20 protein-coding genes are annotated in these 21,153 nt (G+C 66.4%); 16 read left to right on the forward strand and 4 right to left on the reverse strand.

All coding sequences use genetic code 11. The features are described 5' to 3' along the window. The first annotated feature begins 69 nt into the window (after positions 1–69). From atpB to ACVWZ7_RS17935, 10 genes are all read left to right on the forward strand, one after another. Entirely contained in the window at positions 70–870 is an 801-nt protein-coding gene (gene atpB, locus ACVWZ7_RS17890) for a F0F1 ATP synthase subunit A (protein ID WP_116766910.1), read from the forward strand. 122 nt (positions 871–992) lie between these two features. Next, positions 993–1,211: an ATP synthase F0 subunit C gene (gene atpE / locus ACVWZ7_RS17895; protein WP_003804776.1), complete on the forward strand. Its 219-nt coding sequence runs from the start codon at positions 993–995 to the stop codon at positions 1,209–1,211. Positions 1,212–1,260: 49 nt separating this feature from the next. After that, entirely contained in the window at positions 1,261–1,812 is a 552-nt protein-coding gene (locus ACVWZ7_RS17900) for a F0F1 ATP synthase subunit B (RefSeq protein ID WP_116766911.1), read from the forward strand. Continuing rightward, positions 1,812–2,636: a F0F1 ATP synthase subunit delta gene (locus ACVWZ7_RS17905; protein ID WP_116766912.1), complete on the forward strand. Its 825-nt coding sequence runs from the start codon at positions 1,812–1,814 to the stop codon at positions 2,634–2,636. Before ACVWZ7_RS17900 ends, ACVWZ7_RS17905 begins: the two co-directional genes overlap by 1 nt. An 87-nt stretch (positions 2,637–2,723) precedes the next feature. Next, positions 2,724–4,361, forward strand: a complete 1,638-nt coding sequence (gene atpA / locus ACVWZ7_RS17910) for a F0F1 ATP synthase subunit alpha (protein WP_091253590.1) — start codon at positions 2,724–2,726, stop codon at positions 4,359–4,361. A 76-nt stretch (positions 4,362–4,437) separates the two neighbouring features. Then, positions 4,438–5,331: a F0F1 ATP synthase subunit gamma gene (locus ACVWZ7_RS17915; protein ID WP_091253400.1), complete on the forward strand. Its 894-nt coding sequence runs from the start codon at positions 4,438–4,440 to the stop codon at positions 5,329–5,331. A gap of 81 nt (positions 5,332–5,412) precedes the next feature. Further along, complete coding sequence (gene atpD / locus ACVWZ7_RS17920; RefSeq protein ID WP_091253402.1) at positions 5,413–6,867, forward strand: F0F1 ATP synthase subunit beta; 1,455 nt, start codon at positions 5,413–5,415, stop codon at positions 6,865–6,867. Between the two features lies 1 nt (position 6,868). Beyond that, complete coding sequence (locus ACVWZ7_RS17925; protein WP_091253404.1) at positions 6,869–7,153, forward strand: F0F1 ATP synthase subunit epsilon; 285 nt, start codon at positions 6,869–6,871, stop codon at positions 7,151–7,153. Positions 7,154–7,163: 10 nt separating this feature from the next. Continuing rightward, on the forward strand, positions 7,164–7,595 hold the full coding sequence (locus ACVWZ7_RS17930; RefSeq protein ID WP_091253406.1) for a DUF2550 domain-containing protein: 432 nt from the start codon (positions 7,164–7,166) through the stop codon (positions 7,593–7,595). A 5-nt stretch (positions 7,596–7,600) separates the two neighbouring features. Further along, complete coding sequence (locus ACVWZ7_RS17935; RefSeq protein WP_456508634.1) at positions 7,601–10,225, forward strand: bifunctional lysylphosphatidylglycerol flippase/synthetase MprF; 2,625 nt, start codon at positions 7,601–7,603, stop codon at positions 10,223–10,225. Between the two features lie 203 nt (positions 10,226–10,428). Here the strand turns inward: ACVWZ7_RS17935 and ACVWZ7_RS17940 are convergent, their stop codons facing one another. After that, the gene (locus tag ACVWZ7_RS17940; protein ID WP_011692441.1) at positions 10,429–10,632 is read right to left on the reverse strand and encodes a cold-shock protein; all 204 of its coding nucleotides are present in this window, start codon (positions 10,630–10,632) and stop codon (positions 10,429–10,431) included. 289 nt (positions 10,633–10,921) lie between these two features. Beyond that, positions 10,922–11,617, reverse strand: a complete 696-nt coding sequence (gene nucS / locus ACVWZ7_RS17945) for an endonuclease NucS (protein ID WP_116766621.1) — start codon at positions 11,615–11,617, stop codon at positions 10,922–10,924. A gap of 65 nt (positions 11,618–11,682) precedes the next feature. On the opposite strand from nucS, the gene ACVWZ7_RS17950 reads away from it, so the two are divergent. Together ACVWZ7_RS17950 and ACVWZ7_RS17955 are read left to right on the forward strand one after the other, a co-directional pair. Beyond that, positions 11,683–12,045, forward strand: a complete 363-nt coding sequence (locus tag ACVWZ7_RS17950) for an ATP/GTP-binding protein (RefSeq protein ID WP_116766483.1) — start codon at positions 11,683–11,685, stop codon at positions 12,043–12,045. Between the two features lie 49 nt (positions 12,046–12,094). Continuing rightward, entirely contained in the window at positions 12,095–12,922 is an 828-nt protein-coding gene (locus ACVWZ7_RS17955) for an alpha/beta hydrolase (RefSeq protein ID WP_456508635.1), read from the forward strand. 75 nt (positions 12,923–12,997) lie between these two features. On the opposite strand, the gene ACVWZ7_RS17960 is transcribed toward ACVWZ7_RS17955, so the two are convergent. Then, complete coding sequence (locus ACVWZ7_RS17960) at positions 12,998–14,299, reverse strand: AI-2E family transporter (protein WP_456508636.1); 1,302 nt, start codon at positions 14,297–14,299, stop codon at positions 12,998–13,000. A 605-nt stretch (positions 14,300–14,904) separates the two neighbouring features. Then, on the reverse strand, positions 14,905–15,567 hold the full coding sequence (locus ACVWZ7_RS17965) for a pentapeptide repeat-containing protein (RefSeq protein WP_456509143.1): 663 nt from the start codon (positions 15,565–15,567) through the stop codon (positions 14,905–14,907). A gap of 963 nt (positions 15,568–16,530) precedes the next feature. Here ACVWZ7_RS17965 and ACVWZ7_RS17970 point away from each other — a divergent pair. The 4 genes from ACVWZ7_RS17970 (at position 16,531) to ACVWZ7_RS17985 (ending at position 21,116) form a co-directional block, all read left to right on the forward strand. Then, complete coding sequence (locus ACVWZ7_RS17970; RefSeq protein ID WP_456508637.1) at positions 16,531–17,535, forward strand: co-chaperone YbbN; 1,005 nt, start codon at positions 16,531–16,533, stop codon at positions 17,533–17,535. Continuing rightward, a complete protein-coding gene (locus ACVWZ7_RS17975; protein WP_456508638.1) occupies positions 17,535–18,635 on the forward strand; it encodes an NADH:flavin oxidoreductase/NADH oxidase in 1,101 nt (366 codons plus the stop codon). The genes ACVWZ7_RS17970 and ACVWZ7_RS17975 overlap by 1 nt, the downstream gene beginning before the upstream one ends. A 112-nt stretch (positions 18,636–18,747) precedes the next feature. Further along, a complete protein-coding gene (locus tag ACVWZ7_RS17980; RefSeq protein ID WP_456508639.1) occupies positions 18,748–19,563 on the forward strand; it encodes an ABC transporter ATP-binding protein in 816 nt (271 codons plus the stop codon). Next, a complete protein-coding gene (locus ACVWZ7_RS17985) occupies positions 19,545–21,116 on the forward strand; it encodes a transporter (protein ID WP_456508640.1) in 1,572 nt (523 codons plus the stop codon). Before ACVWZ7_RS17980 ends, ACVWZ7_RS17985 begins: the two co-directional genes overlap by 19 nt. The last annotated feature ends 37 nt before the right edge of the window (positions 21,117–21,153 follow it).

Consider the following 21,153-nt stretch of genomic DNA (forward strand, 5'->3'; position numbering starts at 1 on the left):
AGAGGCGGGCAGCAATGTCGCCGGTCCCCGCCCAACGCCCAATGATGGACACTGCAGAGAGGAAACGCGTTGATCGCGCTTGCGCTCCCGGCCCAAGATTCTGGAACCTTCACGCCTCCTGGAATTGAAGAACTTCACCTGCCGGCTATCATCCCGTGGGGTGCAGCCGAAGGATTTTCCAAGCAGATGCTGCTGGTAATCCTGTCGGTTGTCATTATCGCTACATTCTTTGTGATCGCTGCGCGGAAGCAGCAGCTCGTTCCCGGCAAGCTGCAGTTCGCAGGCGAGGCCGCCTACAGCTTCGTCCGCAACGGCATCGCCAAGGACATCATCGGCGGCAGGGACTTCATGAAGTATGTCCCGCTGCTGTTCAGCTTGTTCTTCTTCATCCTCGTCAACAACATCTACGGCGCAATCCCCGTGATCCAGCTTCCGACCTTCTCGCACGTCGGCGGCGCCTACGTGCTGGCAGCGATCGTGTACATCACCTGGATCGCCGTCGGCATCAAGAAGAGCGGCCTGAAGTACTTCAAGCTGGCCACGGTTCCGTCCGGCGTCCCGTGGTACATCCTCCCGATCGTCGTCCCGATCGAGATCATCTCCAACTTCCTGGTCCGCCCGGTCACGCACAGCCTCCGTCTGTTCGCCACCATGCTGGCTGGCCACTTGATCATGATGATCTCCGGTGCGGGCATTGAGTTCCTGGTAATGCAGGAAAATGTCCTCCTCAAGGGCGCGTCCGTACTCGTCCTTGGCGGCGCCATCGCCATGTACATGCTCGAAGCGCTGATCATGGTGCTGCAGGCCTACGTCTTCACGCTGCTGACCGCGATCTACATCGAAGGCGCGCTGCACGCCGACAGCCACTAGGCACAGCGCCGCAGGGCCAACGCCGCAAGGCGCAGCGCCATCGGCACAAAAAGACTTCCCCTCACGGGGATGAAGCAACCCAAACAACCTGCCACATGGGTGGCATCTTGAAAGGAAGAAAAATGGAAGGCTCCATCAACGGCTCCCTCAACCTCATCGGCTACGGCCTCTCCGCCATCGGCGGTGGTATCGGTGTGGGTCTCGTGTTCGCCGCCTACATCAACGGTGTGGCACGTCAGCCGGAAGCCCAGCGCGTCCTGCAGCCGATCGCGTTCCTCGGCCTCGCGCTGACTGAAGCCCTCGCCATCCTTGGCCTGGTCTTCGCGTTCGTTCTCAAGTAAACAGAACAAACCGAACATCCAGAACCGAGTAGATAAGGACGGGTGAAATATGCATCAAGCGATCATCTCAGCCGCCACCGAAGGCGGTACGAACCCCCTCGTTCCCAATCCTTGGGAGATGCTTGTCGTCTTCGCCGGCTTTGCTGTCCTCATGTACATCGTGGTCAAGTACGTTGTCCCGATGTTCGAGAAGACCTTTGCAGAGCGGGCCGAGGCCATCGAGGGTGGCATCGCCAAGGCCGAAAAGGCCCAGGCCGAGGCCTCCGCAGCACTCGAAGAGTACAAGCAGCAGCTCACGGATGCCCGCACCGAAGCCAACCGCATCCGTGAGGAAGCACGCGCCGAAGGTGCCCAGATCCTGGCCGAGCTGAAGGAGAAGGCGGCAGCCGAGTCTGCCCGCATCACCGCACAGGCTCACACGCAGATCGAATCCGAGCGCCAGGCGGCCGTTGTGTCCCTCCGCGCGGAGGTCGGCACGCTGGCCACGACGCTGGCGAGCCGCATCGTAGGCGAGGCCCTGAGCGACGACGCACGGTCGGCCCGAGTGGTGGACCGCTTCCTGGCAGATCTGGAGAACCAGAACGCGGGTGTAGCTAAGTAATGGCAGGTGTATCGAGCGAATCGCTGGCCGCTGCGCTGGCGGCCCTGGAAGCCAAGCTTCCCTCCGCGTCGCTGCAGTTGGCAGAGGAACTCTTCGGCATCCTGGGCACGGTGGACAGCTCGGCTGGCTTGCGCCGCGCCCTGACTGACCCGTCCCGCAGCGGTGACGAAAAGTCGGCGCTGGTCAAGCAGCTCTTCGGCGGGAAAGTTTCCGCCGACGCTGTTGAGATCGCGGGCGGACTGGCCAGCTCCCGCTGGGCATCGGCACGGGATATCGGCGATGCACTCGAGACTCTTGCCGCTTCGGTGGTCATCGCTGTTGCCGAGAACAAGTCGGCAGTCTCTGCCTCCGGACTCACCGGACTGGAATCGCTGGAGAACGATCTGTTCGCCTTCAACCAATCCGTCGAGTCCAGCCACGAGGTCCAGCGCGCTCTGTCCGAGCCGCAGGCCAGCCCGGCCGCCAAGGTGTCCCTCGCCGAGAAGCTCGTACCTGGTGCGAGCAAGGAAGCGAAGGTCCTGATCGGACAGGCCGTCACGGCTCCGCGTGGTCTCAAGGTCACCAGGCTCGTTGGCCGCTTCGCCGAGCTTGCCGCCAAGCGCCAGCAGCGCTGGATTGCAACGGTCAGCGTCACCCGTCCGCTGACGGAGACCCAGACCAGTCGCCTGCAGGTGGGGCTGAACGCCCTCTACGGGCGCGAGCTCAAGATCAACATGAACGTTGACCCGGCACTCATCGGCGGGATCCGGATCCAGGTGGGGGATGAAGTGGTTGACGCTTCCGTCCTCGGCCGATTGGGTGAACTCCAGCGTCAGCTTGCTTAGCTAGCCGGACAAGCACAACCTAACGACAAGAAACCCCGGTCATCGTGAGCAACGATGATCACGAAAACAGGAGAGCAGGGACTGCAGATGGCCGAATTGACCATCAACGCCGACGACGTCCGTATTGCGTTGAACGAGTTCGCGGCGTCCTACGAACCCGGAAACGCAGAGCGCGTAGAGGTCGGCCGTGTAACAACCGCAGGTGACGGCATCGCCCGTGTTGAGGGCCTTCCCTCGGTCATGGCGAACGAGCTGCTTCGCTTCGAAGACGGCACGCTGGGCCTGGCCCAGAACCTCGACGTCCGCGAAATCGGCGTCATCGTACTCGGTGACTTCACCGGAATCGAAGAAGGCCAGGAAGTGCACCGCACCGGACAGGTTCTGTCTGTGCCGGTCGGCGACGCCTTCCTCGGCCGCGTGGTTGACCCGCTGGGCCAGCCCATCGATGACCTCGGCGAGATCAAGGCCGAGACCACCCGTGCCCTGGAACTCCAGGCGCCCGGCGTGACCCAGCGCAAGTCGGTTCACGAGCCGATGCAGACCGGCCTGAAGGCGATCGACGCGATGATCCCGATTGGCCGCGGCCAGCGTCAGCTCATCATCGGTGACCGCCAGACCGGCAAGTCGGCAATCGCGATCGACACGATCATCAACCAGAAGGCCAACTGGGCCTCCGGCGATGTCACCAAGCAGGTACGCTGCATCTACGTCGCCATCGGTCAGAAGGCGTCCACGATCGCGGCCGTCCGTCAGACCCTTGAGGACAACGGCGCCCTGGAATACACCACGATTGTGGCTTCCCCCGCGTCCGACCCCGCAGGCTTCAAGTACCTGGCACCGTACGCCGGCTCGGCGATCGGCCAGCACTGGATGTACGGCGGCAAGCACGTCCTCATCGTGTTCGATGACCTGTCCAAGCAGGCCGAGGCCTACCGTGCAGTGTCACTGCTGCTGCGCCGCCCGCCGGGACGCGAAGCCTACCCGGGCGACGTCTTCTACTTGCACTCCCGTCTGCTGGAGCGTTGTGCCAAGCTCTCCGACGAGCTCGGTGCAGGCTCGATGACGGGCCTGCCGCTGATCGAGACCAAGGCGAACGACGTTTCCGCCTACATCCCGACCAACGTGATCTCCATCACCGATGGCCAGATCTTCCTGCAGTCGGACCTCTTCAACGCCAACCAGCGCCCCGCTGTCGACGTCGGTGTGTCCGTTTCCCGCGTCGGTGGCGCCGCCCAGGTCAAGTCCATGAAGAAGGTCTCCGGTACCTTGAAGCTGGAACTGGCCCAGTACCGCGACATGCAGGCCTTCGCCATGTTTGCCTCGGACCTCGACGCAGCATCGCGCCAGCAGCTGACCCGCGGTGCACGCCTGATGGAACTGCTCAAGCAGGGCCAGTACTCGCCGTTCCCGGTCGAGAACCAGGTCGTCTCCATCTGGGCCGGCACCAACGGCTACCTCGACGACGTTCCGGTTGAAGACATCAACCGCTTCGAGACCGAGTTCCTGGAGCACCTCAAGCACAAGTCCTCCATCCTGACGACCCTGGCTCAGACCAACGTCATGGACGATGACACCGCAGAAGCACTGAAGACCGCGATCGTGGACTTCAAGAAGGGCTTCTTCGGCGAGGGAGACAACCTCCTGGTCGGTGCGGGGCACGAGGAGCACGCCCCCATCGGCGAGGATCAGGTCGACCAGGAAAAAATCGTCAAGCAGAAGCGCTAGTTTCGCTGGCAGGGACTGCCGGGACCCGCACGGGTTCCGGCAGTCCCGGCCATCGGGATCTTAGGAAAGGATAAGTATGGGAGCCCAGATCCGGGTCTACCGCCAGAAGATCAGCTCGACGACGTCGATGCGCAAGATCTTCAAGGCGATGGAACTGATCGCTACCTCGCGCATCGGCAAGGCCCGCGCACGCGTAGCAGCTTCACTGCCTTACGCAAACGCGATCACGCGTGCCGTTTCTGCTGTCGCAAGCCAGAGCGAAATTGACCACCCGCTGGTCACCGAGCCGGCGCAGATCCGCCGGGCCGCCGTCCTGGTTATTACCTCGGACCGTGGCCTCGCAGGATCATACTCGGCGAGCGTCCTCAAGCAGGCCGAAGGCCTCAACGAGCTGCTCCACGAGGAAGGCAAGGAAGTCAAGACATTCCTGGTCGGCCGCAAGGGGCAGGCGTACTTCGACTTCCGGAACCGTCCGTACCACCGCGTATGGACCGGCAACACGGATGCACCGGAGTTCGCGACCGCTCGGGAAGTCAGCGAAGCACTGCTGGCTGACTTCGCCGCCGCCTACGAAGAGGGCGGCGTCGACGAAATCCACGTCGTCTACACCCGCTTCAAGTCGATGGTGACCCAGGAGCCGACGGTCGTCCGTCTGCTGCCGCTCGAAGTTGTCGAAGAGACGGCCGCGTCCGAATCGGACCTGCTGCCCCTCTACGAGTTCGAGCCGGAAACGGAGCAGGTTCTCGATGCCCTGCTGCCGCGCTACATCGAATCACGTATCTTCGCCGCCATGTTGCAGGCAGCAGCTTCCGAGCTCGCAGCCCGCCAGCGGGCGATGAAGTCCGCCGGCGACAATGCGACGGACCTCATCAAGAAGTACACGCGTCTGCGCAACACTGCCCGCCAGGCTGAAATTACGCAGGAGCTTTCCGAAATCGTGGCCGGTGCCGACGCGTTGAACGCGTCCTAGCCAGCCCGGGTCCGGATCCAGCTGTACCTGCACTAAAAGATAAACTTAACCCCACGCCATCTACTGAGTGAAGTGAGAGAGATGACTGCCACTGCTACCGAACACGTAGCCGCAACGTCCGGTGCTACCGGCCGTATTGCACGTGTTATTGGCCCGGTTGTCGACGTCGAATTCCCGGCTGACGCAATCCCCTCGATTTACCACGCACTCACCACCGAGATCACTCTCAACGGTGAGACCAAGACCATCACCTTTGAGGTTGCCCTGCACCTGGGCGACAACCTCATCCGTGCCATCTCCCTCCAGGCCACCGACGGACTTGTCCGCGGTACCAGCGTGGTGGACACCGGTGCCCCGATCTCCGTGCCCGTGGGCGACGGCGTCAAGGGACACATCTTCAACGTGCTGGGCCAGCCCCTCGACGTTGCCGAGTCCGAACTCCAGATCACCGAACGTTGGCCGATCCACCGCAAGGCTCCCGCCTTCGCGACCCTGGAAGGCTCCACGGAGATGCTGGAAACCGGCATCAAGGTGATCGACCTCCTCACCCCGTACATCAAGGGTGGCAAGATCGGTCTGTTCGGTGGTGCCGGCGTCGGCAAGACCGTGCTGATCCAGGAAATGATCACCCGTGTTGCCCGCAACTTCGGTGGCACCTCGGTGTTCGCCGGTGTCGGCGAGCGTACCCGTGAAGGTAACGACCTCTGGGTCGAAATGGAAGAGGCAGGCGTCCTCAAGGACACCGCCCTTGTATTCGGCCAGATGGACGAGCCGCCGGGAACGCGTCTGCGCGTGGCACTGTCCGCACTGACCATGGCGGAGTACTTCCGCGATGTGCAGAACCAGGACGTGCTGCTCTTCATCGACAACATCTTCCGCTTCACCCAGGCAGGTTCCGAGGTCTCCACCCTCCTCGGCCGCATGCCCTCGGCCGTGGGCTACCAGCCCAACCTGGCTGACGAGATGGGTCTCCTCCAGGAGCGCATCACGTCCACCAAGGGCCACTCCATCACCTCGATGCAGGCCATCTACGTTCCCGCAGATGACTACACCGACCCGGCTCCGGCCACGACCTTCGCACACCTCGACGCGACCACGGAACTTTCCCGTGAAATCGCCTCCCGTGGTCTGTACCCGGCCGTTGACCCGCTGACGTCGACCTCCCGCATCCTGGATCCGCAGTACATCGGCCACGACCACTACAACACGGCCGTCCGCGTCAAGCAGATCCTTCAGAAGAACAAGGAACTTCAGGACATCATCGCCATCCTCGGCGTTGACGAACTCTCTGAAGAAGACAAGATTGTTGTCTCGCGTGCACGCCGCATCCAGCAGTTCCTCTCACAGAACACCTACACCGCCAAGCAGTTCACCGGCGTCGAAGGCTCCACCGTGTCCATCAAGGACACCGTTGAAGGCTTCACCGCGATCTGCGACGGCGACCTCGACCACGTAGCAGAGCAGGCGTTCTTCAACGTCGGCGGCCTGGACGACGTCGAGCGCCAGTGGGCCAAGATCCAGGAACAGACCAAGTAATATGGCTGAGCTTGAGGTTGAGATTGTCGCAGCGGACCACTTCGTGTGGTCCGGAGCGGCCAAGATGGTCAAGGCCCGCACCAGCGATGGTGAAATCGGAATCCTGCCCGGCCACTCGCCCCTGCTGGCGATTCTGGCCGAAGGTGAGCTGGCAATCGAGCCGGTGTCCGGTGACCGCATCTCTGTAGTTGTTGACGGCGGGTTCTTCTCCGTCGACAACAACAGGGTGGTCATTGTTGCTGACAACGCCCAAATGGGCGAAGCGGCTACTGCGGGGATCCGCTAGCACGACCTTGATGAACGATATTGGTTTGCCGTTCATCGTCCTGGCAACTGCGTTTGCGTTGCTGGTCTTTGCACTGTGTCTTTCGGGGGTGCGCCGCTTCAATCTGCGGCGTGCCCTCGGCACGGTGGACGCCTCCATCTGCACGGCTGGAAAAAGCTGGCAGATGGGGGTTTGTCGTTATCAGGACAACGAGCTCGAGTGGTTCCGGCTGGTCTCACTGAGTGTCCGTCCCAAGCACACCTTCCGGCGCAGCTCCCTGGAGCTGCTGGGCCGGCGCAAGCCCACCGAATCAGAGCTCCTCAAGGTCCAGCCTGACGCCGTGATCGTGGAGCTTCGCTACGAAGGCCAGGAGGTCCTTCTTGCGATGCGGTTCGACGCCTACACGGGATTGTCTTCCTGGCTTGAGGCCGGACCGGTCATCGGCGTCGGCACCTGGCGCTAGCGCCTGTGGACGCATCATGGCTGGGCGTCTGGAAGCAGGGCGTGCGCCGGACGCTGGCGCATTTCCGGGCTGTACCGTTCACTCTGACAGTCCTCACGGCCTTCCTTGCCATCGGGGCGCTCACGGGCAGTTTCCTGTCCGGGCCGCCGCACGCGTTGCTGCCCATTGCTTCCGTCAGCGCCCCGGGCCTGAAGGCAGGGCACTGGTGGTCGCTGTTCACCTCCCTGTTCTTCGCCACCAATCTGCTGGCCTACCTCGCCGCGTCGCTCATGATCCTGCTGCTGCTGGGCCTCGCCGAGCGGCATCTGGGCACGCTCCGGACGGCCGTGTTCTTCTTCGTGGGCCAGTTCGCGGCTGTGACCCTGTTCCTGCTGATCACGCAGCTTGCCCGGTACCTCGGCGACGGCTGGCTGGGCCTCATGGTCAGCGCCCGGTTGATCGGCCCCTACGCGGCCGTCCTTGCCGTCGTCCTGGCGGCCAGCGCGCTTCTGCCGACGCTATGGCAACGACGCCTGCGGACCGCCGTCGTGTCCGTCTCCCTACTACTGGTGCTTTACGTGGGCCATGCGGAGACTGTGGTGGGGCTCTGCGGGGCACTCGCCGGCCTGGCCGCGGGCTGGTGGATCCAGGGCGACCGGGGCACCCTGCACCGCCACCGTTCAACGGGACGGGAAACGCGGAACCTGCTGGCCCTCACGGTGACCATCTTCGCGGTGGGACCGATCCTTACTGCCGTTGTCAGCAGTCCCACCGGGCCCCTTGCCTTGTTGCGCGACGTCGTGCTGAACCCGTTGCCCACGCTGAGCCAGCTGGAGGAAAACTGCGGCGGTACCGTTGACGTCAACTGCCTGGAGGCCGGCCGTGCCGGTTTCGCCGGTCCGCTCGGCCTCGCGCTGGCGGTCGTCCCGGTGGTCCTCCTGCTGATCTGCGCGGACGGCATGCGGCAGGGCCGCCGGCTTGCCCTGCGGATCGCCATCATTGTCCAGCTGGGGGTGACGGCCCTGGCCGCCGTGTACCTCGCCCTGTTCGCCCGCATTCCGCACTATCCCAACCGGCCCCGCCCGGCCGTGATGGGCTCAGGCTTCGTCCACGTCCTCCCGCTCGTGGCCGTTCCGCTGCTGGTCGTGGTGCTGCTCTGGTTCAACCGGCGGCAATTCAGGGTGGAGACGGCGCCGCAGGCGCGGCGGACCCTGGCCCTTGTGGTCGGCGGCACGTGGCTGGCGCTCACCGGCGCCTACACGGGGGCGTGGCTGGCGGCAGGCGGGATGGACCGCGACGGCGGGCCGCTGGGCCTGGTGGCGGAACTGGCCCGGCAGTACCTGCCGCTGCCCATTCCCGGCGCCTACAGCCGGCTGTTCCAGAACCGCAATGCCGTCGAGGCCTTCTTGTTCGCCTATGCCGGCATCATCTTCTGGGGCGTCGCCCTGGCCGCGGTCTGGCTGGTCCTGCGGCGGCGGCTTCACGGTACCGGGATGAACAGTACCGACGTCGGTTCCTGGGACCGGGACACGGCCCGTGAGCTCATCCGCCAAGGCGGCGACTCGCTGTCCTGGATGGCGCTCTGGGAACCGAACAAATACTGGTTCACGCCGGACCGTCGCGGCGGGATCGCCTATCAGCAGCACGGCAACGTGGCCCTGACGCTGGCCGGACCGTTCGGACCCGCGGCGCTCCATCAGGAGACCGCAGCCGGCTTCATGCGTTACTGCGCCGAGAACGCCCTGATCCCGTGCTTCTACTCCTGCACCGACGGACTCTGGCCGATGCTGAGTGCCCGGGGCTTCCGCAGGGTGGCCGTGGCCCAGGAAACCAGGCTTGCGGTGCGCGAACTCGAGTTCAAGGGCAAGCAATGGCAGAACGTCCGCACAGCCCTGAACCGTGCCGCGAAGACCGGCGTCCGGGCCGTCTGGGGCCGCTACAGCGGGTTTCCGGCCCCGCTGCGCGCCCAGCTCAGCGAGGTCTCCGAAGAATGGGCGGCTCAAAAGCACGTCCCCGAAATGGGTTTCACGCTCGGCAGCATGGACGAGCTCGACGACGACGAGGTGCTCTGCTGCCTGGCCGTGGACGCCGCGGGACGGGTGCACGGCGTCACCAGCTGGCTGCCGGTGTTCGAGGACGGGCGGATCGTGAGCTGGACCCTGGACTTCATGCGCCGGCGCGGGGACGCTTTCCCCGGCGTCATGGAGTTCCTCATCGCCTCCGCCGTCCAGGAGCTCAAGCGCACCGTGGAGGTCATCTCCCTGTCCGGCTCACCGCTGGCCAAGGACCGCTCCGGAGACGATGCGGGGGAGCGCGAAGGCGACGACGGCGGCGGTGCCTTGGGTGGTGGCCCGGGGGGAGGAAGCGCGGGGGCCGGCGACGCGGGGCCGGGGGACGGCGGACGCGGCGACGCGGGACCGGAGGGCCTGGCCGGAATCCTCGACGTCGTGGGCCGAGCCCTGGAGCCGGTCTACGGCTTCCGGTCGCTGGCAACCTTCAAATCGCGCTTCAAACCCGACTACCGCACGCTGTACCTGTATTACCAGGATCCGCTGCAGCTGCCCGCGATGGGCCGGGCCCTGAGCCGGGCGTACCTTCCCGGGTTATCCGTCCGGCAGAGCGCACGCCTGCTGCGGACCCTGGTGCGCTAGCGCATTTGCGTCGCGGCAATTCGGGCCAGCATTGGTTCCGCCGCAGCGGCGCCCGCGCAAAAGCAGTGCGGCCGAAACAGGGAGCCCAACAATGCAGGGCGCCTAACAAAGCAGGGCGCCCAACAATGCAAAAAAATGATCCCCGGCACTAATGCCGGGGATCATTTATTGCGGGAATTGCCGTAGCAGTTCCCTGCGGGAGACTAGACCAGCGTCACGCCGGTAGCCTGGGGGCCCTTGGCGCCCTGGCCGATCTCGAATTGAACGCGCTGGTTCTCGTCGAGGGTCTTGAAGCCGCCGGTCTGGATCTCGGAGTAGTGAACGAAGACATCGCCATCGGAGTCATCCGGGGTGATGAAGCCGAAGCCCTTTTCTGCGTTGAACCACTTGACGGTTCCCTGTGCCATTTGTTTCTCCTCATTGTGGATCTTGAATAAGTCCGGCGCACTTCACACCGGCCTTGGTCACTCTGCGAGAAGAACCTTGGCTTCGGGCCCGGATCCCGGACCGTGGCGGCAGGAGCTTCACGCTCGCAACATGTCTTGCGAGCATGAAAAAACACCTACACAAAGACTCGTATAAGAATTTCATGACACTTGCGTCAGGTCAACGGGCGCAAGCGAGAATTGCATAAATTTTGTGCAAAGAATCCCTTAACGCGAATCTGCGCCCGGAAAAGCCTGCCGCGGGACGTACTCAGAAGAGCCGGGACTCGCTGTCGTCAACGCCGCGCATGGCGTCGTAGTCCAGGGTGACGCAGTCAATTCCGCGGTCCTTGGCGAGGACCTTGGCCTGCGGCTTGATCTGCTGGGCCGCGAAGATCCCCCGGACCGGTGCCAGTAGCGGGTCCCGATTGAGCAGTTCCAGGTAGCGGGTGAGCTGTTCGACGCCGTCGATGTCACCGCGCCGCTTGAGCTCAATGGCCACGGTGGCGCCGTCGGCGTCCCGGGCGAGGATGTCCACCGGGCCGATCGCGGTGAAGTATTCGCGGCGGATCAGGGAGAACCCTGTGCCGAGCAGTTCAATCTGCGCGGCCAGCAGCCGCTGGAGGTCCGCCTCGACGCCGTCCTTGATCAGGCCGGGATCCTGGCCCAGTTCGTGGGAGGTGTCGTGCAGCTGCTCATGGATGTTGATGATGAGCCGGTCATCGGTCTTGGCGGACTGGACCGTCCACTGCTCGATGACGCCGACCTCGACGTCGACCTCGTCCGGGGTGGAGACCCGCAGCGAGGCAGGCGGGCTCATCCAGTTCAGCGGCTTGTAGGACCCGCCGTCGGAATGGACCAGGACCGAGCCGTCGGCCTTGACCAGCAACAGCCGGGTGGCCAGCGGGAGGTGGGCTTTGAGGCGGCCGACATAATCGACGGAGCAACGGGCTATGACTAAACGCACCCGGTCCACTCTACCGTCTGTGCCGGCGGAGCAGGGAGGCAGCCGGGCTGGGGCAGAATGGAACCATGCCACGTTCCAACCGACCCCGTCGCACAGTGTCAGGAAAGACCGTGTCAGGAAAATCAGGCTCCGGTGCCAAACACGGAGCCAGGAACGGTCCGGCGCCGGAACTTGATCTGGAGCGCGCACGCTCGGGTTTTGCCCGCCGGGAGAGCGCACCGGACGGCGAATGGATGGTCCGCTCCATCACCGCAAGCCGTGCCGAGAAAACCTACATCTGCCCCGGCTGCTCCACGGCCGTGCTGCCCGGGATCGCCCACCTGGTGGTCTGGTCCGAGGACCACCTCTTTGGCGCCGCCGCTGGCCTCGCGGAGCGCCGGCACTGGCACAGCAACTGCTGGCGGTCACGGACGTACTGGTACCGCTGACGGGTATGGGTAACAGGTATCGTCAAGCGTTATAGCTAAGCTTGTCAGCATGACTTTTGATCCGGCGTCGTACGTCTTCACCCAGCCGTCCGCGCCCACCCCCATCCGCGCTTCCACCGTCCTGCCGGCCCGCCGCGAGAACGTCGAACTCCGGACCTCGGACGGACACCGGCTGGTGGGCGAGCTGGCGGTCCCGGAATCGGGCGAGATCAAGGCAACGCTCATTACGCTGCACCCGCTGCCGACGCACGGCGGCTTCATGGACTCGCACGTCTACCGAAAGGCGTCCTACCGGCTGCCGGCCCTGGCCGGGATCGCCGTGCTGCGCTTCAACACCAGGGGCACGTCCTCGCCGCGGGGGACCAGCGGGGGCGCCTTCGAGGAAGGCGTCGGCGAGCGTCTCGACGTCGAGGCCGCCGTTCAGTTCGCAGTGGACCGCGGCCTGCCGAACCGATGGCTCGTTGGCTGGTCCTTCGGTACCGAGCTCGCCCTCATGTACGGCGCCACGGAGCCGGTGGCCTCGGAGATCGAGGGGGCTGTCCTGCTCTCACCCCCGCTGCACCGGGCCACGGACGTGCACCTGAAGGAGTGGGCCGAGGCCGGCAAACCGCTCAAGGTGCTGGTCCCCGAACACGACGACTACCTGCAGCCCGCGGCGGCGGAGGAGAGGTTCGCCGTCGTCCCGCAGGCCGTAGTGGTAGGCGTCGAGGGCGCCAAGCACCTGTGGGTGGGGGAAAAGTACGCCGGTCGCGTGCTCAACGAAATCGTGGACGAGGTCCTCCCTGGACGCGCCGCGAGAGGCAGTGCCGGAACCGGAAGCGCCGGAACCGTGCTGCCGCAGGAATGGGACGGGCCGGTGGCCACGGCGCACGCCTGATCAAAACCGCACCGAAAAAGGACAGCCGCACCGTGGATCCACGGTGCGGCTGTCCTTTTCCGGTGCGAAAACGACTTAGCGGTTGTCCTGGCGGGCGATGAAGATCTCCTTGAGCAGCAGCAGGACCGCCGCCGCAGTGGGGATGGCGATCAAGGCACCGAGCACGCCGAGCAGGCTGCCGCCGGCGATGACCGAGATGACGGCGACGGCACCGGGTACCGCCACGGCTTTCTGCATGATCCGCGGCGAGATGAAGTAGGCCTCGAACTGGAGGTAGGCGAAATAGCAGATGGCGAACACGAGCGCCGTCTGCCAGCCGGCCGTCAGCGCAACGAGTGTCACCAGGCAGCCGGCAATCATGCCGCCCACGAGCGGGATGAACGCCAGTAGGGCCACGACGAACGCGAGCAGCGTTCCGAACGGCACGCCGATGATGGACATCACGATGAAGGCGAAGGTGGCGTTCAGTACCGCCACAGCGGCCTGGCCGATCACGTAGTTGCCCACCGAGCCGGTGATTTCCTCGGACAGGGCTTGAACCCGGTGGCGGCGCGAGCGCGGCGCGAGCCGGTAGCCCCATTTCTTCATGGCGGGCAAAGCCGCGAGGAAGTACAGGCTCAGGACCAGCACGATCAGCGCGCCGAACAGCCCGTTGGCCACCGTGGAGCCGAAGCCCACAACGCCGCCGAAGATGCCGCCCATGGCATCCGGGTTGTTGACGAACTTCTCGAGCTCCTGCGTGATGCGGTCCCGGATGCCGAACTGCTGGTCAATGCTCCGGAAGAAGTCCGAGTCAACGAACTCCTGGACCCACTTCGGCGCCTGCTGCACAATTTGCGTCACCTGCTGCACGATCGTGGGGATCAGGGTGGCAAAAAACGCCGCGACCGCGAGGGCCAGGGTGGCAACGGCCATGAGGATGCCGGCGGCCCGGGGGACGTTCTTGCCTTCGAGCCAGCGCACCACCGGGTCCAGTCCGAGGGTGATGAACAGCGCCGTGACGATCCACAGGAGCAGCTGGGTGGTATTCGAGCCGATCCAGTAGACCAGGAGTGCGACGCCTACGCCCACCGTGCCCATGAAGCCCATATATAGGGGATGCTGGGCGGACATCCGGGGGCCGGGACTGCCGAAGCGTCCGGCGTCACCGGCCTCGCCTGCCGCTTCGTCACCGGCCTCGTGCTCAGGAGGCATTTCGAAGCGGAGCCGCGGCTGGGCTCCCGGCAGGGGCTGACGCAACCGCCGTGCCAAGGACAAAAGCACTCCGGCGGCGGCCACCCGGGGGCGGGAGGCAATCGGCTGCGGGGCAGGTTTCTGGCTGCCGGATTCCTGGGCTTCTTCCGGTCCTGCGGAGGACGAATCCGTATCTTCAGTCACTGCGGTGAATGCCCTTAATTCTATGCGGCGCCATGGCGGCTGCGCTGGTGTGATGATCACCGCAAACACTATCAGCAGGCTTGTCAGCTCAAGGGCGGGGCGCCGGCGCGGGGCCCCGGACGGGGGGCGGGCCGGGCCGCCGATCTGACTCGCGGGTAACAAAACGGTTACTATTGAAGCTACGTGTCCGCTGATGATTGGTGTATTTTGCGTTTCAAGACTGCAGTCGCCCTGGTGCTGCTCGGCCTCCTGACACTGCTGGCTGGAATTGGCCAGAAGACCTTTTGGGCTCCTCCGGAGACCATCACGGCCACCGCTCCGGCCGGTACTGCGGCGCCGCTGACCGTCTTCGACGAGAAGCTGAGGACGCTGCACCCCGGGACCGTGAAGATCAACGTCAAGGGCGAGGGCAGCTTCATGCTGGCCGCAGGACGCCCGGACGACGTCAACGCCTGGGTGGGCAAGACCGCACACAACACGCTCGCCGGCGTGTCCGACGACGGCACGGCGCTGCAGCTGACGCATACCGACGGCGAATCAACCGCGCCGTCGCCCGCCGGATCGGATCTTTGGGTCACCACCGAAAACGCCAGCGGTGAAATGAACTATTCCTGGAACGCGCCGGCAGACGGCGACTGGTCCCTGCTCCTCGCAACGGACGGCACCAAGCCAGCCCCGAGCACCATCACGATGACCTTCCCGAACGACACCTCCACGCCCTGGGCCATTCCGTTCATGGTGCTCGGCGGCCTGCTGATCATCGCCGGCGTGGCACTGCTGGTCCTCAAGCCCAAGGCCGGCAACCGGAGCTCCGGCACCCCGACCGGCGGGGGTGAAGGCAGCCCGTTCGCCCGCCGCGCGCAGGCCAAGGCCGCGGCACGCCGCGGGAGCCGGGGTTCAACGGGCGGCACGCTACCGGCCGGCTCCGAAGAGACTGCCCCCGACACCGCGCCGCAGCCGGCCACGCCTGAAAAGACCGCGCCTGACAAGACCACGCCTGAAAAGACCGCACCCGGGAAGACCGCGCCCGAAAAAACCGTGCGTGAACAAACTCTGCGTGAACAAACTGTGCCCGAGCAGAAGCGGGGTGCCCGCACCGCACGCCGAACCGGCGTCGTGGTTGCCGTGTTGACGGCCGCCGCCGTCACCGGAACCTCCGTGGCAGCCCAGGCCAGCCAGACGCCGGTCCCCTCGCCGAGCGCCAGCGCCCCGGCATCCAGTGCTCCGGCTGCCAGTGCCCCTGCCTCCGCCAGTGCGACTCCGGGCACCTCCAGCCCGGACCAGGCCGCCGATGCCCCGGTACTCTTGGACGCCCAGTTCCGCCGCGTCCTGGAACAGGTTGCCGGTGCCGTCGATGCCGGCGACGCGGCCAAAGACGCCGCCAAGCTGCAGCCGCGCGTGGCACAGTCCGAGCTCGAGGTGCGTACGCAGAATTACAAGATCCGGTCCCAGGTGGGCTCCTACGAGGCCCGGATGCCGGTCCGCTCCACGAAGCTCCTGACCACCGTGGTCACCAACAAGCGCAGCTGGCCCCGGTCCGTCATGGCCGTGACGCAGGGCGAAGGCAACGTTGTCCCGCAGGTGCTGACCCTGACGCAGGCCTCCCCGCGGGATAACTACAAGCTCGTCAGCAGCACGCCGCTGCAGCCCGGAGCCACGTTCCCGGCGATCGGGCGGGGCGGCACCGAGACGCTGGCACCCTCGGACAAGTCGGGCCTGCTGTACAGCGGCGAGGAAGCGCTCGCCGGGCTGGGTGACCGCCTGACCAAGGCCGACTCCGCCTTCAAGGACAAGCTCGTCGAAGGCCAGTCCTCCCCGTACATCGCCGACACCCTCGCCTACCAGGCCGACGTCGTCACGTCCGGCGTCAACGGCACCTTTGCCTTCACTCACAAGGTAGCCCCCGAGAACACTGTCGTGTTCCGTACGGCCGACGGCGGGGCGCTGGTCCTGGGCCGCCTGAACTTCTCCTTCGACGGCACTCCGAAGGCCGAGGGCGACAAGCTCACGATCGGCGACGACGCGGCTGCCCTGGCCGGCGGCAAGGAGACGAGCACCGGCATGGTGCTCAACTTCGCCGAGTCGGTGGCGGTCTATGTTCCGCCAGCCGGGTCCAAGGATCCGATGAAGCTCGTGGCCGCCACCCGCGGCCTGGTCGGGGCGGCTTTCAAGTAGCCGCCACCGGCGGCGCGGGTGGCGCCGGGCGGGGCTTCAATGGCTAGAGTGGAGCTATGACAACGCCAGCTTCCCGACCGGTCCCGCCAGTTGCCGCCAACCCGCTGAACCTGCGCGGCGCCGTCGATCTCTCCGCCCTGAAACAGCGCCCCGCGCCGCCGGCTGCAGGTGCGGGCCGGACAGGCTCCGCCGACGCGCCGCCCGCTCCGGCAGCCGGCGGCGCCGAACACGCCAATCGTCCGCTGCGGGTAGACGTCACCGAAGGCAACTTCCAGGAGCTGGTGGAGCTCTCGGCGCAGGTGCCCGTGGTGATCGCCCTGTGGGCCTCCTATTCGCCGGACTCCGGGCAACTCGTGGGCGTCCTGGAGGACATCGTCGAAAGCTACGACGGCCGGCTGGTGCTTGGCGCCGCGGACATCGACGCCTTTCCGCAACTGGCCCAGGCCTTCCAGGTCCAGGCTGTGCCGACTGCCGTCGCCGTCGTCAAGGGCCAGCCCGTCCCGCTCTTCCAGGGCGGTGCCGACGAGGAGCAGGTGCGCAGCCTGTTCGATGAACTCCTCAAGGTCGCTGCGGCCAACGGGGTGACCGGACGGATCGGCGCCGGCGGTCCCGGCAGCGGGGAACCGGAGGCTCCGCCGCTGTCGCCGCTGCACCAGGCCGCTTTCGACGCGATCGAGGCCGGCCACTACGACGCGGCCGCCGCCGCCTACCGGCAGGCCCTGAACGAGATGCCCTCCGACGCCGAGGCCAAGGCCGGGCTGGCGCAGGTGGAACTCATGGCACGCCTCCAGTCCTTTTCCGGGCCCGACGCCGAGGCCCTCCGCCGGCTCGCCGCCGATGAGCCGGACAACCTCGACGCCCAGCTCGGCGTCGCAGACCTGGACATCGCCGGCGGCCACATCGAGGACGGCCTCGGCCGGATCGTGACGTTCATCGGCCGGAACTTCGGCCCGGAACGGGAGACCGCCCGAGTCCGGCTGCTCGAACTCTTCGACGTCGTGGGCACCGGCGACGAGCGCGTCGCCAAGGCTCGTCAGGGACTGGCCCGGGTGCTGTTCTAGTGGGATCCGCACTCTTCACGCCGCTGGAGCTGAGGTCCCTGCGGCTGCAGCACCGCGGCTGGGTTTCCCCGATGTGCCAGTACAGCTGTGAGCCCGAAACCGGCGAGGGGGTGCCCACCGACTGGCACCTCATGCACCTGGGCTCGTTCGCCACCGGGGGAGCGGCCCTGATCCTCACCGAGGCCAACTCCGTGAACGCGGCGGGCCGGATCAGCCCCCGCGACGCCGGCATCTACAACGACCGCCAGGCCGCGGCCTGGGAGCGCATCACCGCCTTCGTGCACCGGCACGGCACTGCGGAGACCAGGATCGGCACCCAGCTGGCGCACGCCGGCCGCAAGGCGTCGTCCTACTGGCCGTTCTCCGGAAAGTCGGGCAGCGTACCGGCGGCCGAGGGCGGCTGGGACACCGTGGGCCCCGGCACCGGTGCCTTCGACGGCTACGCGCCGCCGTCGGCCATGACTGACGCGGAGATCGACGGCGTGATCGCCGATTTCGCCGCCGCCGCCGTGCGGGCCGTCGCTGCCGGTTTTGACACAATCGAAATCCATGGCGCCCACGGCTACCTGCTGCACCAGTTCCAGAGCCCGCTCGTCAACGACCGCACGGACCGCTGGGGCGGGGACGAGGCCGGCCGGAACCGGCTGACGCTTGCCGTGGTGGACGCCGTCCGCGGCGTCATCCCCGACTCCACGCCGCTGCTGCTGCGGATCTCGGCCTCCGACTGGGCGCCGGGCGGGATCGACGCCGAGGCCTCGGTCCGGCTGGCCGGTGCCGCCGCGGAGCATGGAGTGGACCTGGTGGACGTTTCTTCCGGCGGCGCCGTGGCGCACCAGCAAATTCCGATCGGTCCCGGCTACCAGACCGGGTTCTCGGCCCGGATCCGGCGCGAAACCGGGGTCAAGACCGGCACGGTGGGACTCCTGACCTCGGCCGGGCAGGCCGAGCACGCGGTGGCCACCGGCCAGGCCGACGGCGTGTTCATCGCCCGGGCCGCCCTGCGGGATCCGCACTGGTGGCTGCGGGCAGCGTTCGAACTCGGCCACGACCTTGCCTGGCCGCCGCAGTACGAGCGCGCCATACCCCGGCATTCGTTCTAGAACTCCACGGTTGTGGGTGCGGGTTGTTGCTTCGGGGTGCGGTTGCGGGCGCGGGGGAAGCTACGCCTTGCGGACGATCCTTTTCGCGACCGGGGGCGGTTAGTCTAGCGTCATGACTTACCAACCCCCTGACCAGCAGGGACAGCCAGCCCCGCACGGCCCGTCCGCGTCGACGGTCCCTGCCCTGTCCCTGCTCGGCCTCGCCAAGCGCTTCGGCGACAAAATCGCCGTCGACGGCATCACCCTGGACGTTCCTGCCGGATCCTTCTACGGGGTCGTCGGCCCCAACGGCGCCGGCAAGACCACCACCTTGTCCATGGCGACGGGACTGCTGCGCCCCGATTTCGGGACCGCGCTGGTCCATGGCGTGGACGTCTGGCAGCATCCGCTGGAGGCCAAGAAACTGATGGGGATCCTGCCCGACGGCGTCCGGCTGTTCGACCGCCTCAGCGGCGAACAGCTCGTCACGTACGCCGGCCTGCTGCGCGGCATGGACAGGGACACGGTGACCGCGCGCGTGGCGGAGCTGCTGGCAGCCCTGGACCTCGGCAACGACGCCGGCACGCTGGTGGTGGACTACTCCGCCGGCATGACCAAGAAGATCGCCCTGGCCTCGGCACTGATCCACGCGCCGCGGCTCCTGGTCCTGGACGAACCCTTCGAATCCGTGGACCCCATCTCCGCGGCCAACATCCGCGACATCCTGGACCGCTACGTCGCCTCCGGCGGAACGGTCATCGTTTCGAGCCACGTCATGGACCTGGTCCAGCGCATGTGCGATCACGTCGCCGTCGTCGCCGGCGGCCGGGTCCTCGCAGCCGGCACGGTGGAGGAAGTCCGTGCCGGGGCGAGCCTCGAGGACCGCTTCGTGCAGCTCGTGGGCGGCCGCAACCACACGGAGGGACTGGAATGGTTGCGCACCTTCTAAGGCTCAAGCTGACCCTCCTGCGCAACAGCGTGAGGCGCAGCCCCTGGCAGCTGGTGGGCCTCGGCATCGGCACCCTGTACGCCCTGGGAATCGTCGGGCTCCTGGTGGCCGGGCTGCTGCTCCTGCGCGGCCAGGAGATTGAGCTCGCCCAGACGGTCGTGGTCCTGGGCGGCGCGGCAGCACTCCTGGGCTGGGCCATCATCCCGGTCGCGGTCTCTGCCGCCGACATGACCCTGGATCCGGCCCGCTTCACCACCTTCGCCGTGCCCATGCCGCAACTGCTGGCGGGGCTGGCGCTGGGCGGCCTGATTGGCATACCGGGCCTTGCCACCTCCATCGTCGCGCTCGCCACTGTGGGCACCTGGTCCCGCAGCGTGCCCGCCGCGGCCGGCGCGCTAGTGGGCGCGGTGCTGGGCGTGCTGAGCTGCGTCGTGCTGTCGAAGGTCGTGACCACCGCGACGGCAGGGCTGGCGAGCTCCCGGCGCTTCAAGGACATCAGTGCCGTCGCCTTCCTCATCCCGCTGGTCCTCATGGGCCCCATCGTGGCGGGCATCGCGAAGGGAATCGCCGGTTCAGGCGACTTCCTGGCCAGCTTGGCCCGGACACTGTCCTGGACACCCGCCGGCGCGGCCTTTTCGCTCGGCGGCGAGCTCGCCGCCGGCCGCTACGGGGCAGCTGCCGTGAAATTCCTCATCGCGGTGGCCACGCTGGCGGGGCTCGCCCTGGCTTGGAAGGTCCTGCTGCAGCGTGCCCTGGTGACCCCGCCTTACGCGGGAACCTCCAAGCGCCGTTCCGGCGGTCCGGGCCTGTTCGGGGTGCTCCCGGCGACCCCGGCCGCGGCCGTCGCCGCGAGGTCCCTGTACTACTGGCTGCGCGATCCCCGCTACGCCGGCGCCCTCGTCGTCGTGCCGCTCCTGCCCGTGCTGTTCCTGTTCCAGGGCAGCCAGAGCGGGTTCTACGGCCCGTTCCAGTTTGTCGGTCCGCTGACGGCTTTCCTCCTGGCCTGGTCCATCTCGACGGACGTGTCCTACGACAGCACCGCGTTCGCCCTGCACGTGGCCACCGGAGTGCGCGGCGCCGACGACAGGCTCGGCCGGGCTTTGGCGTGCCTGAGCTTTGCGCTGCCCGTCGTGCTCCTGTTCAGCGTGGGGCCGTTCTTCGTCACGGGTGACTGGGCCAAGCTGCCCGCGGTCCTGGGGCTGTCGCTTGGCGTGCTGTTCAGCGGGCTGGGCCTGTCCTCCGTGGTCTCGGCGCGCTACACGGTGAGCGTCCCGCTGCCGGGAGACAGCCCGTTCAAGAAACCGCCGGGCAACGTGGCCCAGACCCTTGCCGTGCAGCTCGGCGGCATGGCGGTTCTCATGGTCCTCGTGGCGCCCGAAGTGGCGCTCGTGGCCGCACAGTTCATCACAGGCAGCACCGTGCCCGGCTGGATCGCCCTGGTCCTGGGGCCGGTGCTGGGGCTCGCGCTGTTCGCCACCGGGGTCAGGGTTGGCGGAATCTGGCTCGACCGCCGGGCACCGGAGCTGCTGGCACAACTGGCCGTCAACCGCTGACGGGTGCATGCTGGGAGTGCGGAGACCCGAACGCCAG

Source organism: Arthrobacter sp. TE12232, assembly GCF_054062615.1.